The organism is Sphingomonas sp. SKA58 (assembly GCF_000153545.1).
Classification (GTDB): Bacteria; Pseudomonadota; Alphaproteobacteria; order Sphingomonadales; family Sphingomonadaceae; genus Sphingobium; species Sphingobium soli.
In genome coordinates this window covers 588,455-605,289 of the sequence record NZ_CH959308.1, presented here as the reverse complement: position 1 = coordinate 605,289, position 16,835 = coordinate 588,455, and the positions used below count along the sequence as shown (strand labels likewise).

The window sequence follows — 16,835 nt, the reverse complement described above, 5'->3', positions numbered from 1 at the left end:
GCGAACCTATTGTATGTTTGCATGAAAGTTCCGCTGTCGCCCTGCTGGCACCACAGCAGGCCGCCAATGTTGCCCAGACAGTTGCGGCTTGTTCGTTGGCGGAGGCAGGCCGATTGTTCCTGGCTTTGCGGCGATGTCGCGACCGCAGCGGGAGTGAACGGAATGGTCATCGCCGCGCTCCACTGGTCACCCTTGCAACGGGCGCCACGATCCCGGTGAACTTGGCCATGCCCCGCACGCCGACGGCTGGACGCACACCGGTCTGCATCTTGATGCCAAGATAGAGATTACGCGCGATATTGACCGCATGATCGGTGCCGATCGCCATCGGCAGGGTGCGGCCGCTGTCGGAGACCGGGCGTAGCCAGAGGACCGGATGGCCGATCCAGGGGAGGCTGAGGCGCCCCGATCGCAGCATGGCCTCCGGTTCGCCGATTGTGCGGACGGTCAGGCCGTAGCGGGACTTGAGCGCAAGCAGCCTGGACCAGAGATCGCCGCAAGGGACGCAGCCGGGGGTGGTGCTCATCTCGATCACGAATGCCGCGCCTTGGCCCCTCAACGTCGCGGCGAAGTCTGGAGGATAGTCGCGGGTTTGCGGAACCCGGGCGAGCCAGGCCTGCAATTCCGCCTGGGTTGTGACGGGATGGATGGCGGCGCGTGCGGCGATGTCACGATCCGGCTCGGCTGCTGCAGCGTAGATTGGGGCCAGCACCAGCATCGGGAGAACGGCGAAGATCGTGATGATCGCCGCTATCTTCATGGCCGCGCGCCCGTCGCGCCTATGGCGGGATCACCCGCCGCCACCGGCCCATTGGCCAGCGCATCGAAGAAGCCATTCTCTTCGCCCGCGCCGGTCAGGAATTGTTCGGGCCGGATATCGCCGGAGAGGAGCTTGACCGCCTGGTAGGCGGTCTGGATCAGCGTCGGGAAGGCCTCGACGCCATTGGCGATCACCATGCGCTGGCTCGAATGGCGGCGGATGACCATGGTGGTGGGGGTTACCTCGACCCCGAAGCGGGTGCCCAGTTCCGGCTTTTGGTCGAGATCCTGCCGCATCACCTGCCAGCCCGTCTCCTCCTGGAAACGCTGGATGATCGGCCATTGCACCCGGCAATAGCCGCAGGAGGCGCGCGAGAACATGACGAGCGCGAACTCGCTCCCCCGCGAGCGGAGGTAGGAGCGACGAACGGCGTCCTTCTCCGCACCCAGGGCATCACGCGCGTTGCCGACCATGGGATTGGCGGATTTGGCGCTGAGTTCAGGATGGACGAGCATGGCGAGCTGCGTGACGCCGGCAAAGGCGCGGGCCTTGCGGCGGGCAAAATCCTGCAGCCGCCAGAAATCCGACACCGCCTCGACCGTCAGCACAGTCGCGGCATAATCGCGCTGCTCGACGATGAGCCGGGCGATCCGGGGCGGCGACCATTTGGCAAGCTCGGCCATGGGCGGGATGACGGGCGTCGAGACCTCGGCTTCGCCGGGCTCAGCGGGATCGGGCTTGGGGGCATACCACCAATATCCTTGTCGCGCTGGGGCCTCCTGCGCGACCGCCGGGATGGACAGCAGCGTGACCAGCGCCGGCGCAAGGACGCGCGCCCTCACAGGATGCGCTCCATGCGGGTCAGGCGCTCGATCCGCACCGGCCCGAAATAGCGGCTGTCAAAACCGCCGGCATGATCCGAGCCGACATAGATATAGCCGGGCGGGATCGGCCGATCGCCCCAATGGAGAGCGCCAAGCGCCTGCCCGTTGCGAGCGAAGGGACGGGTAGCGCCGAGGAAGCTGCGCCCACAATAATACCAGCTTCGCCTTCCCCGCTTGCCGTCAACCGCCGGTCGCTCGACTTCGCGGAGCCGCTCGCCGGGCATGCAGAGGGCGCGCTTGGTGACGCTGACGGGCCTCGGTCCAGCGACTGGATGGGACAGCATGAACTGCACGAGGTCGCCCCTGGCGATCGGCCCGGGTACAGGCGTGACCGCCCAGGCGTCGATCGACGGGCTCATCACCAGCGTCACCTTGGAAAGGCCAAACCAGGTGAGCGAGGCGACGGGCAGGATCAGCGCAAGCATCGTCCAGAAGCGCCGACCATCGGCCGGCTGATCCCCGACCGCGCCGCCCAGCGCCAAGGCGGCGTCGGCGGCGAGCGCCCTCATGCGAGGCCAGGCGGCCCTAGCGGCGAGACAGGCGAGACGCAGCATCGCTGACCTCCTCCTTACCGCCGAGGCGGGCATATTCTTCCATCAGTCCCGACAGGGCGGCATCGCCATAGACGATGTGGCTCGCACGGGGGCCGCTCTCCTCGTCACGCTCACAATAGGGAAGGGTGGGATCGCCCGGCACCATCGCGAAGGCGGGCACGCGGGCAACGCCATGCTGGCGGAACAGGATCGGGTCGATGACGAGCTGGACATTGCGCATGGCGCAGGCCGGTCCCTCGCATCCCGGATCAAGCCGTAATACCCGAGCGCTCAGTCTCGCCATCGGGCCGATGCGGGAGAGGCCGCCGGGCACGCCGCGAAAGGCGATGACACCGCCCGCCTTTTCAAGCTGCGCGGCATAATTGCGCAGGGTGGAAATCGGCATGGAGGAGGAGGCGAAGATTAGCGGCACCCAGGCCTTGTTGGCGGGGGTGGGACGAGGCTCTGGCGTTGCCGGATCATCGGGGATAGCGAGACCGAGCGCCTGGTAGAGCCGGGCCTGCATGGAGTCATGCTCTGCTGCCAGGCGCTCGGTCGCGGCTGCATTGTCCGCTTTTGCCCGGGCTTCGATCCCGGGGAAACGGCCCCGCCGCCCGAGCGCGTCGAAGGCCCGCCTGCGTATCGCTTCGCCCGGAACGGGCATGGACGTTGGACCCGCCTGTGCGTTTGTTGGCGTCGGCGGCTCGGTCGCGCTTGCCGGGCTGGCAACGCCAAGCGAGGCGAAGGCGAGCAGCAGCACGGGGCTGAGCCGTTGCCGCCGGTCAGGGCGTGATGGTGCGCAGATAGTCATCGACCTTGTCCTTCATGTCGATCTGGATGTCGGATTGGGCGCGGGCCTCGATGTCGCCATAGTATTCGGAGAGATCCATCCGGCTGAAATCGAGCGCCTGGAACTCTTCTGCTGAAAAGCCGCGGCAATAGGGATGTTTGGGCGTGCCCCAGCCAAGGTCATTGAAGGCCGCGAGCTGGGGCCGGCCCTGTTCCTGGATGATCCGGCCAAGCTTCGTGTTGAAGCAGCAATGGCCGATCGCCTTCTGGATGCAGACGCCCAGGATGCTCGATGCGCAATAGCTGCCGACCTCATGGCACATGTCCGAGCCCCGCAGCATGCCGGTCTCCATATCCTGTTGGTCACAGCCCTGGAGCAGCAGTTCGATCATATAGTTGACGGCGAGGCTGATCGCGATCGAGGCGGGATCGATGCCGACGATGATCGCGTTGGCGCCCGCGCTCGCCGCCTCGCTCGCGGTCGCACCGGCTTTAAAGGCGGTATAGGCCGCTTTCATGCCGGTGAAGACGCCCTTGGCGATCGCGATCTTGGTCGTGATGGAGGAGAGCGAGCCGCCCATCCCGTCCTTCACGATCTTCCCCTTGTCCCTGCAACAATTTTGGAACGTGTTGCTGGCGCCGGGCGGGCGACAGCGCAGCGCGCGTCCACCGAAAATCTCGATGGCGCCAAGGCAATTGCCCTCGGCGTCGACCGGCCCGTCGGCGGGCGCGCCCGGATCATCGACCAGCTCTTCGGTTTCGATCGGGGTAACGCTCGTATCGATGCAGCTATGGGGAGAGCAGGCGGGCACAGCGCCGCCGGCAGGGGTGAGGCAGGCATGGGCCGCGCCCAAAGGGCAGCCATAGGCGCCGCTGCTATCCCCCACGCAATCGACCTTGCCGATCGGACAGAGCGAGCCGCCATCGGCGGTCGCCAGGCACTGCGCCATTTCGCCCGCGTCGGCGGCATCGCCATTGCCGTTGAGGTCTGCGGCGCAAAGCTGGGCGGCATGAGCCGGGGACGCCAAAGCTATAAGGGAGAGGGGCGCTATAGCGCAGGCGATGGCAAGGCGGCGGATCATCGGCTGGCCGCCGTGCAGGCCAGATCGGAACCGGCGAGCCGCACGGTCTGCATCATGACGACCGCCTCGGGAAAATCATCGAGGCAGCCGCAGTTCGAGACAATTACCTCGCCCGGGCCCAGCGAACAGACATTGTCGCTGGTGCAGGCGTGATAGAAGCTGTCCCAGCCTACCGGCACATTCTGCTTCTGCGCAACGGTCCCGGCCGGGGCGACGCCGCTATTGGCGCTGGGCGCGCGGGTCTTGCAGACCGATTCGCAGGCCGCGACCGAGGGGCGATCGGGCAGGGCGAAGGCACGGGTGGTCTGGCTGAGCGAGCCATCAGCGCCACGCGTCTGATCGGCGAGTAGCGTCTCGGTCGAATGATCGATGATATAGGCGGCGCGTGAAAGATCGGGCTGCGTGGTTCCCGATGCGTCGATCAGGCAGGTGTAGCGCCGGGTTCGCAGGAAAAAGTCGCGGCTATATTGGTAGGTGCATCGTCCCGTGCCGAACAGCCTGGTCTGAGGCAGGGGCTTGAGCCCGGTATTGACGCCGTTGCGGACCGTCTCGACGCCATCGACATCCTCCTGGGTGAGGCGGCAGGCGGTGTCGCCCGCATAGCCTGCGCACAGATCCACCAGCCGCTCGGAGACCTCGCAGTTGGTATCGACCTGGATCTCGACGGTCACATAGCCCCAATTGCCGCCGCCCCCGCCGCGCACGCGCGCGCCGACTATGGTGGCGCCGGCCTGCAACTGCGCGGTGAAGTCGATCGGATTGCGGTTGTACCAGGGATCATCGCTGATGCGGCAGTCGCCCGAGGGCAGGGCGTCGCCGGTCCAGGGCCGCTTTCCGGCATATCCCACGACCTGTCCGTTGATCCGGCCTTGGACCCAGTCGTCCGCGCCCATCTCGACGATCCGCGCCGAGCGGATACGTGCGGGAACGAGCGGCGTGAAGGTCATCGCATAGACGGGCGGGCTGCTGCCGCAACTGCCCGCGCCCCGGATCTCGAAGCGGAGGCACCCGGTGCCGCAACTGCTGGTCGACGTGATCGCGCCGCTGGCCGCGACGATATCTTGAAAATCCCATGCCTGGACGGTGATCTCGCGCTCGATCGTGCAGCTGCGTGTCTCCTCCGCCCTGCCATTGCCGGCCGGCGAGTCGGCGAGCGCGGTGAACACCGAACTGGCCTGCGAGGCCGAAGACGCGTCGCCGCTGATCGCGGTCGGATTAGCGCGATAGGTGGTAGCCAAGACCTGCGGCGAATTTGTACAGGCGGTGGTCTGCGCGCCTGTATAGCGGATGACCGGTCCCTCGATGCTCGCCTGCGCGACGCCGATCCGGGGATCTGCGCTCGTTAGCGCGCCGACGACCCCGCCGCCCAGATCCTTCAGCACCGAGGGCAGGTTGCCCGCGACGAGGTTCGCGCCGCAGCTGGCATTGACGCAATAGCAGCCGGAAAGCGCGGGTAGATCGACTTGCGTGAGCTTGAGGTCGCCAGACGAGGCGACGTCCCATTGGAAGGACCGGCAATTGTTCCAGCTCCCCGGATCGCAGGACATAACGCCATTGGCGCAGATGCCCGAGACCGGAACCGGCAGGGTCAGGTTGGAATCGAAATGGCCATCCAGATCCTTGTCCTGCGCGATCGCAAGATGGGTGATGTCGCCGGAGGCGCCGGGCTGCACCAGCAGTTCGAGCATGGTGGCGCTCTGCTGGCAGGCGAGATTGGGCGTGAAGCTGCGGCTGTTGTCGACCGTGCTTACCGGCTGGTTGGCAAGGCCCGGCGTCAGAAAATTGCTGGTAATCGCCTCGCTGTCCGATGATTTGGCGCGCGATGCCGCTGCGGCGGCCCGCGCCCGTGCATCCATGTCCTGCGCGCCGGTCGTTTGCGCCTGTGTGGTCGCGGCGAACAGCAAGGAGAGGCCGGCGACGCTGGTGGAGAGCCGCCGCTTCATGCCTCAGTCTCCTTAGCGTCCGCAGATGCGATTCTGCGGAGGCGGAAGAACGGGCATTGTTCGGCGATGTCGGGGGAGGCCGACAGACAGCGAAACGCGGCCCGTACATTCATTATGGTCAGCACGGCCGAAGCGAACGGGGCTTCAGGCAGAGGGGGGTAGCCTCGCTCGCCGGGGGTATATCCGGCCGTGCCGACCTTCTTCTCCCGCGGTTCCAAAGCCGCAGGAGAAAAACCCAGGAAAGGAGCGGCGCCGGATGGCGCCGGCGCCGCTCCGCCCGCGCAGCGTCCGGCGGGGCCAACATGGCCTTGGCGGGCAGACCGGGCAGGGAGCCGTGTCGCTGCGGGGCTTGGGGGAGGCAACTTGCTCATGGGGCCGAGACCCCTGCGCAGCAGATCACCTTTTCAAAGGACATGAACTGGGCATTGTCTTTGCCGGGCGCATGTTTGCCCGAGGACCAGAGCGCGCCGGGACGGCCGATATTGACGCACTTGCCGCCCTTGACCGGCTCCATGATCTGGAGCTTGTAGCGGCTCTTGGTCCAGATTGGCTGGGCCTTGAAGGAGCAGCCGTCGGCAGAACTGATGGTGAGCGCACCCAGGCGCCCCATCATGAACGTGCCTCTGGCAGCAAGGCCCGCCCAGGCCTCGACGCTGTCGCCAAAATGGATGTCGCCCGCGACCGGATAGGTGGCGCCCCAGCTTCCCATGCACCAGAAGAGCGGGTCTATGACCTTGCCAGCGGCCGCCGCGGCGCTATCGGCCATGCAGGCAAGACCGGCGGCGGGATTGCCGAAGAGAATGGCCTCGGGCTGGATGATCGCGCCCAATGTCCCGGACTGCCAGGTCGGCAGCACTTCGGTGATCATGGCGACGTCGAACCCGTCATCTTGCGTACAGGGGAGGTCGGTGAACATGTCGAGCATCTTCCAGACCGGCGAGATGTAATAGTGCATCTGCGCGAACAGCTTCTGGCTGTTGGTGCCGTCGGCGATCGACGACTGGCTGCCCTGGAGCCGACCGCCAGTCGGCAGCAGATCGGCGCCAACGGCCATCATGCAGCCGGGCTCGGTAACCACGTCGATCATCCGGTTGGGCGACCAGAAGCTCACCTTCACCCCGAACCAGAAAGTCGCGCCCTTGCGGCAGGCGCAAAGCGGCTTGGAGGCGGACTGGGCATCGAGCTCCTTGTCGAGCTTGTCGAAAGTGCCGACGCGCACGCCGCCGATGGTGATCGGGAAGATGCAGTTCCACCGTACCTTGGTGATCGGATTGAAGATCGTCCCCGCCTCGCATTTGGAGGCATGGGCCGGCGTCGATCCAATGGAAGCCAAGGACAGCATAGCCAACGACAGGATCAGCCTCGCCCGGCGTCGAGAAAGTCCTTTGATCCAACTTGAAATGTGCGCCTTAAAGGCGTACATGTTGCGATAGGCAGGAATGACGAGGTTTTGGCGATGCAAGCGTTTGAGGACGTAGCAGCTGCGGTCAACGAACGCAGCACGGTCCGCATGAATTTTCGGACCAAGCCTCATATCAAGCAGGCGATCCAGCAGGCCGCCGCCTGGTGCGGAGTGGATGACTCCGCTTTCGTAATGAACGCGGCCTATAAAGCGGCGCTGGAAACCATTCAGACCCATGAGCGGACGATCGTGAGCCGAAGGGATTATGATGCGATCCTCAACGCGCTTGAAAATCCTGTCCCACCCTTGGAGGCTTTGCGGGATGCCTTTGCGCGTCACGACCAGATGATCGAAAGCCGGTAAGAGCGCACTTTCGTGATTGAAAAGGGAATGGTGATCGAGCCGCTCGATCCTGCGCGGCATGATCGCGCTATTTTTGCGTCCGGCATCGAACAGGTCGATAATTATCTGCGCAAGACGGCGGGCAAACTGGCGCGGGCGGATAATGTCCGGGCCTTCATGCTCTTGTCGCCGAACGGGGAACTGATCGGCTTCTACACCCTCAATGCACACAGCGTCGATTATGGGCATCTGCCCGCATCCTTCACGCGTAGCAGGCCGGGCCATGGTCAGATACCGGCAGCTTTTATATCGATGATCGCTATCGACGCCCGACATCAGGGGAAGGGCCTTGGAAGCCTTTTGCTCGCAGATGCGCTCAAAAGAATTGGCCGCGCCTCCAGGGACGTCGGCATCGCGGTCGTGCTGCTCGATATTCTTGACTGTGGTGACCCGGCGAAGGTCGAGAAGCGCAGGCAACTCTACATGCGGTACGGGTTCCAACCCTTGCCCGACATACCGCTGCGGCTTCACCTTCCTGTCGCGCGAATTCACGCCCTGTTGGACATTCCGTAGCCTATCGCTGAGCGCTTCGTTCAAGGGGGTCATCTTGCCGCTCCTTTGGGCGCGAGGCGGCTGTTGAGAGCATATTCGGTAAGCACGAGCTTTTTGCCCTGCTGGGCGACGATCACCGGCGCGACGGTCAGCCCGAGCCGTTCCTTGACCCGTTCCTCCAAAATGAAGAGCGGCCGTCCGCTACGTTCGGAAAGGTCGAGCGCATCGCCGGCAGTCAGCAAGATGAAATCGGTAAAGCGCGCCTGCTTCAAAGCCCAGCCCAGATCGCGCGGGTGGACGATGACGAGGCGCTGCGGCAGCGACACATAGTCGAGCGGGTTGAAGGTGAAGCCCTTGGGGTAAAGCAGCCGTCCATCGGGCAGGCGGATATCCTCCTCCACCGTATAGAAGGGGACGAGGCTGCGGACGCGGTCCACCCTGGTCTGCCCCAATGGTGCCGCCTGGAGCGCCGACCAGGTCGAGCGCGGGCCGAGCCGCAAGGCAAGGCTGGGCGCCCTGGCGGCGCGGGCCTCGATCTCTGCCATGGCGTCGGGCTCGGCGATCGGCCAAGTTCGGCCGATCGTGGAGGTCGCGGCCAACCCCGGCTCATGGCAGGCAAGGGCGAGCATCAGCGCGCCGATCAGCGCATGGCGGGCGCGGTGAGGATAGCGCGGCTCAGTGGTCATAGGGTCGCTTCCACCAGGGTTCGCCTTCCCCGCTCTCGCCGCGGATGGCGCAAATGAGCGCGCTGGCGCCAAGGACGCCGCACGCGAGCAGATAGGCCTTGAGGCTGGCCGGAAGGCCGTCCGCCGCGTCGAACACCAGCATGGTCTGGACGAGAAGCATGAGCTGCGTTCCGACCAGCAGGCGGATCGGTCCGGGCGCGGGTGCGGGGTCAAGGATGCCTCTCATCTTGCCCGCCACCAGGCACGCAGGCGCATGATCCCCTTGTCGATCGCGCCGGTGAGGCCGATGAGGAGGATGCCGCTGGCAAAGCAGCCGGCGGCGACCATGACGGCGGCGCGGAAGACGAGGAAGGGCGGCTGGTGGAGCGCGAGACCAGCCGCGCCGACGAGCAGCCCCAGCATCATCGTCTCGATCGTGATCAGGCGGAAGCGCCAGTAGAGTGCCTGCGCTTCGGCCTTGGCGGCGGCGCGCCGCTCGATGAATGCTTCGAGCGCGGGGTCGGGTTCAAACTCGAACCGGGGCTGATTCTGGTCGATGGAGGGCTTGCTCATCACAGCGCCTCCCCGTTGGCTGCGGACCCGAGGGCTTCGGTTGCGTCGAAGCCCGCCAGATCGCAGATCGCCTCGAGCGGCGATCTTCCGCTACGCAGCCGCGCCTCAAACGCCGCCACCTCCTGCGGCGCGCTGGTGTTGATCCAGTAGGAGAAGGGATCGACCACGAGGCGGGCGATGCCCAGACCCAGCGGCGAGTCGATGAAGACTTCCGAATAATGGGGCTTGTTGTTGCGGACCGACTTCAGGAGATCGAGGACGAAGCCCGAATAATCAAGGATCTTGTTCTCGACCGCCCGATCATAGGTCGATCCCTGGAGCAGGAAGCGCGTGGCGGCATTTTCGAGGATCACCTGTCCGATTCCTCCGAACAGCAGCAGGTCGTTCATCGACTGGAGGACGACGCCGAAGCTGCCCTGATATTTGCGCGCGCGCCGGTAGCCCTGGCCGAACACCTCGGCGAGGCGGGACAAGTCCTGCCCGTCGGTGCGGGTCATGAACTGGGCGGCCTCATCGCACAGGACAAAGCGGGGCCGGTCGCGCGCGGAAAGATAGAGTTCCTGGGTGACCGCGTTCACCACCACCATCACGATCACATTGAAAAGATCGGGCATGGCTTTGAGGCGCTCAAGCTCGAGTACGACAAACTCGTCAGCGGAAATGTCGAAGGTCGAGGGGCCGTTGAAATAATGGCCATAAGCGCCCGAACTGGCGAAATCACGCAGGTTGAAGGCGAGTTCGCGGGCGGCGGGGATCAAATGATCGACCTTGTCGAGATCACTCGTCGCATAAGCGGGATAGGCGCCGAGCCAGTCGCGCACTGCATCGATCCCGGCCTCGGCCCTTCCGCTGTCGATCGTCCACTGGACCGCGGACTTGAGCAGGTTCCATTCCGAGGTGCTGACACCCTTGCGGGTCGCGGCATGGGCCATTTCCGCGACGATTGCGACCGCCATGGAGATGGCCGACTGGCGATCGTCGCCATCGAGCGCGAAGCCCATGTCGAAGGGGTTAAGGACGAGATGCTCCTCGCCAATGTCGATGTAGCGGCCCGAGCAAAGCGTGCAGAGCTTGGCGTAGCTCCCGCCGATATCGATGATGCGGATGAGCGCGCCTTGCGCATAATATTGCTGGCAGAGATTGTTGAGGAGGAAACTCTTTCCCGCGCCGCTCTCGGCCGAGACAATGAAATTATAATTGTTGATGCGGGGATCGAAGAGGTCGAGCGTGATGAGCTGGCCCTTCCGCCCAGCATAGAGCAGGGCAGGACGGCCGCCGCCGCGAAAATCGGTCTGGACCGGCGCCAGCAGCGCCGCCGCCTTGGCGGGCATTGGCAGGTCGCGTTCCAGCATCCGCACCGTCCTGCGGTCGGGATAGAAGCCGAAGGGCAGGGCCATCGGCAGCAGCACGGGATTGAGATAGCTTTCCTCCTGCATCATCCAGGGGAGCGGCTCGCTTTCCCATAGGCGCTTGGCCCGCGCCGCCATTTCGCGCGCCTGCGCGCTGTCGCGGCCGAAGACCCAGATGACCGGGATCACCGAGACGAAGCGGCTGTTCCCCGCCTCGTCGAGGACCCAGCCTATCTCCTCGATCTGCTTGCCCACTTCGACCGCGAAACTGCCCGCAGCCTTTTGCGCGGAGAGGATCTGCGCGCGCTTGTGGATTTCGAAGCTTGAATGATCGAACAGGATGTTGAGGGTATAGAGGAAGGGGCCGCCAATCTGGTCGCTGTCCTCCGATGCACCGCGCATGCCGCCGAGCAGCCGGTTGCAGCGCTCGGCGGTGACGCGCCGGGCTGGCGATTTCGGCGTCAGGCAGCGGGCGACCTGATCGCCGAGGAACAGTTCGGGACCATCGAAGACGAGATCCGGGCCGGCATCGATCAACTGCTTGCGCACGGGGCGCGCGGGCATGTCCTCGCTGCCTTGGGCGAAAACCCCCGGTGCAGCAGAGAACACGCCGTTGAAAATGCGGCGATAGAAGGTGACCAGGGCTTCGGGGGCGAGGCGGGCGATGCCGAGCTTGGAAAGCTGCTCTTCGATCTGGCGCCGCAGGTCGGCCCCAAGCGGCTTTCTCGTCTTGATCGAGAGGAGCAGCCGGAAATTGCGCAGCGGAATGCCATGGAGCGCATCGAGCCCCTGCGTCCCTTCGCGCAGATAGTCGCGGGTCCGGCGCGCCGAGGCCTGGATCAGCGGATCGGGCCGGGATTTCAAATCGAGGAAAGCGTCGAGCGCATCGTCGATCAGCGGGTCGGCAAAGCAGTGGAGCTGGACGACGGTGCCCGGTGCGAAGTGGATATTGAGGAGGCCGAGCAGCGCCTGATGGACATGGGCGAAAAGATAGGCGCTGGGCACGAGTTCCCAGGCCTGGCCCCAGCCATCGTCGATGCAGAGGAAGGCGTCCTCCTCCTCGACCCAGGCGACCATTGGCAGAAAGTCGGAATAGGCATCGCGCGAGACGCTCTGGCGCAGTCGCTCGAAGGTCATGCCGCCGCCATGGCGGGTGCCGGGCGCCCTCATTGGCCAGATTCCTGTGGCTGTTCCCGCGGCGGCGCGGGAAGGTCGCTCGTCTCCATCGGCGCGGGCTTGGATTTGACCTGCTCGAGAACGGGCACGCGGGTCGCCGGATTGACGGGGCTCACCAGATAGTCGTCGACTACCCATTGGGGCTTGTCGAGGATCGAATAGATATAGCGCGGCATATAGAGACGGTCGGGCCGCTCCCGGTTGGCATAGGGGAGAATCAGCGTGCGGATCGTGCGGCCGGAACGCAGCATGGGCGTCACCGGCGCCTCGACCAGCCCCTGAAGCTCGCGATAGACGCTGTCGCGATAGCCAAGGTAAGGCGTGGCAGCCTTGCTCTTGGCGCGTCCTGCCGGTGCGGGCGCTGCGGTGGCGCTGCCCTTCATCATCTTGCGGTCGTTCGTGACCTTGGGATCGGACCGGGAGGCGGCGCCGGCGACCGCATCCTCATAGGCGCGCTCGGGGTGGATGCACTGGCCATGGTCGCTATTCTTGCAGCTGAATTTTTCCGGGTAGGGCGACATGACCGACCCGATCGCGGTGCAGGCGGGAAGGGAGGCGAGCATCAGCAGCGGGGCGCCTGCGCGGCGCAAGGATGAGGCTGACGGGAACGAGAGGAGCGGCATGGGCGTGTCTCCTTGTGTGAGGCGCGGACGCATCAGAATTTGCTTCCCGCTGTCGGCTTGATTTCGAGGGCGACGCCCTCCTGGATCACCACGACCACATCCTTGGCGGCGCCTACCTCGACGATGGGACCGGCCTGGCGGGCGAGATCGAGATAGAAGTCGGTGAGCTTGTCGGAGGATTTGGAGAGACCGCCGGCAATGCCGGACTTGGCCGCATCGCCCGCATCGAGGGACCGGACGGTGCCGAGCGGGGAGACCGAGGTGTCGCCAAAGGTGTTCTCGACGCTCTGGCTCATGCCTGAAATCGTGCCGGTAATGAAACTGCGGGCGAGCGCGGCGCCGGCGCGGGTGACGACCCGGCCCGACAGCCCCTTCTTCCCGTCAGTGTCGACGAAGAAGCCCTTGATCGGCTGATCGACCACCGAGCGCTCGTCAAAGTCGACGCACGAAAGGGAGACGAGCTGGACCTCGACCCGCTCCTTGGCGAGGCTGCCGGTCGCGTTACCGATGACGAAGCAGCCAGAAAGGTTCGCCTTGACGTCATTGGGCAGAACGGCGGGCGCCTGGACGCGAGCGATCAGAGGCTCCGGGTTCGAGGTCGCGTCTCGGCTCGCCAGGGCGTCGATCCCGGTCAGCAGCCGCGCCTTCATGAAACCAGGCGGCAAATAGATCGTCCGGGTCTTTATAGGATGGCCCGCCCCTTTTCCCCGGCAGCGGGTATGATGCCGGTGCTTGAGAAGGGAAAGGAACGGACCGATGTCTATTGTGATCCTTGGCGTTGATCTGGGCAAGAACGCTTGCAGCATCGTCGGTGTGGATGCGACCGGGGCGGTTGTCCTGCGCCGGTCGATGCGCCGACAAACATTGATCGATTACGTCTCGAAGCTACCAGCATGCATTGTAGCGATGGAGGCGTGTTGCGGCGCTCATCATATGGGCCGTCTCTTCGCCGGTCATGGGCACGAGATCCGGCTGATGTCACCGGAATACGTTCGCCCTTACGTGAAAGCGCAGAAAAATGACGACCGGGATGCCGAAGGCATCGCTGAGGCAGCATCACGCCCGACGATGCGCTTCGTAGAACTCAAAAGCCAGGATCAGTTAGATATCCAGACCCTTCACCGCGTCCGGTCCCGTTTGGTGGCTGAGCGCAGGAGCCTGATCAACCAGTTGCGCGCCATCATGCTGGAGCGCGGCACGATTTTTCCGGTTGGTCGCCGCAAGCTGGAACTCGGTGTTGATGCTTTGCTCCTTCAGGGGGAGGCAGGGTTGTCCCCTCGAATTCGCCGGCTCATCGGCGATCTTCGTACAGAATGGCGACACCTCGACGAGAAAATCGAGAGCCTGAACGCCGAGTTTGTTGAACTTGCCCGCAATGATGCCGCCGCCCGGCGTCTGACATCCATCCCCGGAATCGGGGTGCTCAACGCCACCGCGCTGATCGCAGCGGTCGGCAATGCCGGTAGCTTCGCCAAGGCCCGAGATCTGGGGGCATGGCTTGGTCTTGTCCCACGCCAGCATACCACCGGAGGCAAACCACGACTGCTGGGCATCTCGAAACGCGGCAACACCTACTTGCGAACCCTGCTGATCCATGGTGCCAGGGCCAGCCTGCCCTCGATCTCTCGAAGTGACACACCGCTCGGGCGATGGCTCAAAGCGATGCTGGAACGAGGTGTTCACCGCAATGCTGCCGTGGTCGCCCTGGCCAATAAGCTGGCGCGGATCGCCTGGGCCGCTTTGCGCAAGGGCGCAACCTTCGAACGCAGCTACCCCGTCGCCGTTTGAACCGATCGGCCTGATGCTCATCTGGGCATAGGCCAACGTTGTTTGCAGGAAGGATTGGAAAGATGGCCTGACAGTCGACCAGCATCTGGAAAGCCCGGTCAAAAAAATGGCACTTGCTGCCGACGTCTTTATTGCGGCTCCAGATGCGCGGATCTCCATCTTGGCCACGGGCTTGCTCGTGAGACCGTATACGTTGACGCAGACTGATCAGATCACCTCAAAATCATGCTTGCAAACGGGGCGGGCCATACGTTTTTTTAACGCCGTTCGGCCCCTTGTCCCCCGCGTCGGCGGTGAGTGCGGTGGTTGCGGTCCCGATCGAGCCGACCTGGCGTTCGACCGGCGGAGCGGGCGGCGCGGGGGGGGCTGAAGGGATGGGCGGGGGCGGCAGGCTGCCATCGGCGCTCTCCAGTTCATGCGCGCTGGGACTGGGTGGGAAAGCCGGGATGTCGCCGGGCATGGCGCTTGGGAGGTCGCCTTCTGCCGCGTCCGTGGTGGAGCGCGAGCCCGGGGCGATCTTGCCCTCCTCGATCGCGGTGACCCGGTCGCCCAGCAGCGCCTGGCCGTCGAGGATTTTCTTGAGATCGCCCCGCACTTTGGTCTCGAGGCTGTCGCCGCGCAGGCCCGCGCCCATATCGAGGCGCGACGCCGCCGGTGCTGTCGGCGCTTCGTCCTTTGACCCGCTCGAGGCGGTGTAGAGGCCGTAGCCGAACATCGCGATCACCACGCCGACACCGGCCTGACGGGCGCGCAACTGCTGGCGGGCGCTTAACGCCGCCCAGCGGGCTTTCAGGTCGAGGAGCGCGGGGCCGCGGCTCCCATTCTGCGCGCCGCCGTCCTTTGCGTTGTCACCAAGGCCTTCCTTCTTGGGCGGGCGGGAATAGCCCTGCATTCCGGCATGTCTCCGCTGGGGGGCGGCAGGCGAAGCGGGATCACCGCTACCCGCACCTGTGTTACCGGGGGTTTTGTCGTCGGCGCCACTCACAGCGCTTCTCCCCGGCGCAGCAGGATCAAGCGAGCGCTCTCGCCGGCGCGCAGCGACAGACGATCAAGGGTGACGCTGAAGATGCGCGCGCCCATCGCGGTGCCGAGGAACAGCCGCTCGTCAATGTCGCTATCGGCGCTCGCCTCGATCCAATATTCCGACGCTGAAAGGCCCGTGCCCTCGATCGCGACGCGGCGGCGTTCGGTGATGCGCAGCGCAGGCGCGGCGCTGAGCGTAAGCGGCCTTGGCGAAACGGCGATATCGGTGAAGCTCGGCGGCACGCGATCCTGAAGCATCGAGAGGGTGATGGAGACGGCGCGCTCCTCCTCGACCAGCGGCCCCAGCAATTCGCCATTGGCGCGGGCGCGCTGGCTGGCGCCGGGCGCAAGCGTCACGGTCTGGGCGGGCATGTCCGAGGGCTCGGCATAGAGCGGATAGATCGCGCCGTTGCAGGTCACGAAGAATTCCGAAGGGGCCGTCACATAGCTGCGGGTCACCTGACCCGCATCGTCGCTTTCCTTGACGAGGAATTTGACCCAGGCGTCGGCCCCGGCCTTCTCGACCGCGATCGCTTTTTCGGCGGAGAATTTGACGTCCTCGATCTCGCCGCCCTGGCAGACGAGATGATTGATGTCCCGGTTGGAGAGGCGGATGCTGCTGGTCTGGTCGGGCAGAGCCATGATGGCCTGCGCGAATGTCGGGACCGGAAGACAGGCGGTGATGAGTGCCGCGGGCGCGCAGAGGCGCTTACCGAAGTTCGGCATCGAAACTCTCCTCGGTGAGGGACAGGAGCCAAAAGCGCCCGGCATCGATCGTGTAGCGGATGCGCAGATTGCCCCGGAACTTGCGGATGACGCCGCCGATCACGCGCACCTTCTCGACCGGCACCAGGATCTGGCGATCGGTCCAGGTGACGGGCTGGTCGGGCCGGATATAGGTTGCGATCGAGAGCGTCGGATTATTGGCGAGCTCGTCGAGGATCGCATTCAGGCTGTCGCGGATGCCATTATAGGCGGTCGGGTGGACGATGCTGAGCAGTTCCTGGAACTGCCGGTCGGCCGAGAGCGTGGAATAGGTGCCCGAAAGCGCCACGATATTGCGCGTCATGGTGCGGAGGTACGCGGGCGAGGGCTTGCCGCCGGTCACATAGAGATCGCCGCCTGCGCCAAAGGGCACGACGATCGTCCGCTGGTTCTGGCTCGTCGTGTAAAGGGTGATTCCCAGGACCACGGTGATGCCGAACAGACCGAGAACCGAGAATTTGAGGAGCCGGTTCTCCTCGAATAGGTTGGACGAACCCTGGAGGTAGCGGTGGATGCCGAAACTGGCCGGCTTATCCAGCAAGGGATCGCTGGTCTCTCGGGTGGATGATCTGCCGAACATGGGATA

Annotated in this window: 18 protein-coding genes and 1 pseudogene; 3 read left to right on the top strand and 16 right to left on the bottom strand. The window is 64.8% G+C overall.

What is annotated here, in order from left to right; translation table 11 throughout:
- Nucleotides 1-166 precede the first annotated feature (166 nt).
- From SKA58_RS18025 to SKA58_RS17995, 7 genes are all read right to left on the bottom strand, one after another.
- The gene (locus SKA58_RS18025) at nt 167-760 is read right to left on the bottom strand and encodes a hypothetical protein (protein ID WP_009823933.1); all 594 of its coding nucleotides are present in this window, start codon (nt 758-760) and stop codon (nt 167-169) included.
- Nucleotides 757-1,602: a conjugal transfer protein TraF gene (locus SKA58_RS18020; RefSeq protein WP_009823932.1), complete on the bottom strand. Its 846-nt coding sequence runs from the start codon at nt 1,600-1,602 to the stop codon at nt 757-759. The genes SKA58_RS18025 and SKA58_RS18020 overlap by 4 nt, the downstream gene beginning before the upstream one ends.
- Nucleotides 1,599-2,153, bottom strand: a complete 555-nt coding sequence (locus SKA58_RS18015) for a S26 family signal peptidase (RefSeq protein ID WP_009823931.1) — start codon at nt 2,151-2,153, stop codon at nt 1,599-1,601. The genes SKA58_RS18020 and SKA58_RS18015 overlap by 4 nt, the downstream gene beginning before the upstream one ends.
- A gap of 16 nt (nt 2,154-2,169) precedes the next feature.
- The gene (locus tag SKA58_RS18010) at nt 2,170-2,988 is read right to left on the bottom strand and encodes a type-F conjugative transfer system pilin assembly protein TrbC (protein WP_037543880.1); all 819 of its coding nucleotides are present in this window, start codon (nt 2,986-2,988) and stop codon (nt 2,170-2,172) included.
- On the bottom strand, nt 2,960-4,048 hold the full coding sequence (gene traN / locus SKA58_RS18005) for a conjugal transfer protein TraN (RefSeq protein ID WP_050763070.1): 1,089 nt from the start codon (nt 4,046-4,048) through the stop codon (nt 2,960-2,962). The genes SKA58_RS18010 and traN overlap by 29 nt, the downstream gene beginning before the upstream one ends.
- Entirely contained in the window at nt 4,045-5,991 is a 1,947-nt protein-coding gene (locus tag SKA58_RS18000; protein ID WP_009823928.1) for a hypothetical protein, read from the bottom strand. Before SKA58_RS18000 ends, traN begins: the two co-directional genes overlap by 4 nt.
- A gap of 367 nt (nt 5,992-6,358) precedes the next feature.
- Entirely contained in the window at nt 6,359-7,333 is a 975-nt protein-coding gene (locus SKA58_RS17995; protein WP_009823927.1) for a TraU family protein, read from the bottom strand.
- Between the two features lie 60 nt (nt 7,334-7,393).
- Here SKA58_RS17995 and SKA58_RS17990 point away from each other — a divergent pair, with 60 nt between their 5' ends.
- Both SKA58_RS17990 and SKA58_RS17985 read left to right on the top strand, forming a co-directional pair.
- Complete coding sequence (locus SKA58_RS17990) at nt 7,394-7,756, top strand: type II toxin-antitoxin system TacA family antitoxin (protein ID WP_232209496.1); 363 nt, start codon at nt 7,394-7,396, stop codon at nt 7,754-7,756.
- A 12-nt stretch (nt 7,757-7,768) separates the two neighbouring features.
- On the top strand, nt 7,769-8,308 hold the full coding sequence (locus tag SKA58_RS17985; protein ID WP_232209495.1) for a GNAT family N-acetyltransferase: 540 nt from the start codon (nt 7,769-7,771) through the stop codon (nt 8,306-8,308).
- 29 nt (nt 8,309-8,337) lie between these two features.
- Here SKA58_RS17985 and SKA58_RS17980 read toward each other — a convergent pair whose 3' ends face one another.
- From SKA58_RS17980 to SKA58_RS17955, 6 genes and pseudogenes are all read right to left on the bottom strand, one after another.
- Nucleotides 8,338-8,973: a conjugal transfer protein TraW gene (locus tag SKA58_RS17980; RefSeq protein ID WP_009823924.1), complete on the bottom strand. Its 636-nt coding sequence runs from the start codon at nt 8,971-8,973 to the stop codon at nt 8,338-8,340.
- Nucleotides 8,963-9,199, bottom strand: coding sequence for a hypothetical protein (locus SKA58_RS17975; protein WP_009823923.1), 237 nt, complete (start codon nt 9,197-9,199; stop codon nt 8,963-8,965). The genes SKA58_RS17980 and SKA58_RS17975 overlap by 11 nt, the downstream gene beginning before the upstream one ends.
- The gene (locus SKA58_RS17970; protein ID WP_009823922.1) at nt 9,196-9,525 is read right to left on the bottom strand and encodes a hypothetical protein; all 330 of its coding nucleotides are present in this window, start codon (nt 9,523-9,525) and stop codon (nt 9,196-9,198) included. The genes SKA58_RS17975 and SKA58_RS17970 overlap by 4 nt, the downstream gene beginning before the upstream one ends.
- Complete coding sequence (locus tag SKA58_RS17965; RefSeq protein ID WP_009823921.1) at nt 9,525-12,044, bottom strand: TraC family protein; 2,520 nt, start codon at nt 12,042-12,044, stop codon at nt 9,525-9,527. Before SKA58_RS17965 ends, SKA58_RS17970 begins: the two co-directional genes overlap by 1 nt.
- Nucleotides 12,041-12,673 carry a TraV family lipoprotein gene (locus tag SKA58_RS17960; RefSeq protein WP_009823920.1) on the bottom strand — a complete coding sequence of 211 codons (633 nt, stop codon included), beginning with the start codon at nt 12,671-12,673 and terminating at the stop codon, nt 12,041-12,043. Before SKA58_RS17960 ends, SKA58_RS17965 begins: the two co-directional genes overlap by 4 nt.
- Before the next feature lie 32 nt (nt 12,674-12,705).
- Nucleotides 12,706-13,356: pseudogene (locus SKA58_RS17955) on the bottom strand (TraB/VirB10 family protein); the annotation flags it as partial.
- 73 nt (nt 13,357-13,429) lie between these two features.
- On the opposite strand from SKA58_RS17955, the gene SKA58_RS17950 reads away from it, so the two are divergent.
- Nucleotides 13,430-14,461: an IS110 family transposase gene (locus SKA58_RS17950; protein ID WP_009823918.1), complete on the top strand. Its 1,032-nt coding sequence runs from the start codon at nt 13,430-13,432 to the stop codon at nt 14,459-14,461.
- A 223-nt stretch (nt 14,462-14,684) separates the two neighbouring features.
- On the opposite strand, the gene SKA58_RS17945 is transcribed toward SKA58_RS17950, so the two are convergent.
- The 3 genes from SKA58_RS17945 to SKA58_RS17935 form a co-directional block, all read right to left on the bottom strand.
- Complete coding sequence (locus SKA58_RS17945; protein ID WP_009823917.1) at nt 14,685-15,353, bottom strand: hypothetical protein; 669 nt, start codon at nt 15,351-15,353, stop codon at nt 14,685-14,687.
- Between the two features lie 89 nt (nt 15,354-15,442).
- Nucleotides 15,443-16,210 (bottom strand): type-F conjugative transfer system secretin TraK, encoded by a 768-nt coding sequence (locus SKA58_RS17940; RefSeq protein WP_009823916.1) that lies wholly within the window; start codon nt 16,208-16,210, stop codon nt 15,443-15,445.
- Nucleotides 16,194-16,829 carry a TraE/TraK family type IV conjugative transfer system protein gene (locus SKA58_RS17935; protein WP_009823915.1) on the bottom strand — a complete coding sequence of 212 codons (636 nt, stop codon included), beginning with the start codon at nt 16,827-16,829 and terminating at the stop codon, nt 16,194-16,196. The genes SKA58_RS17940 and SKA58_RS17935 overlap by 17 nt, the downstream gene beginning before the upstream one ends.
- Nucleotides 16,830-16,835 lie beyond the last annotated feature (6 nt).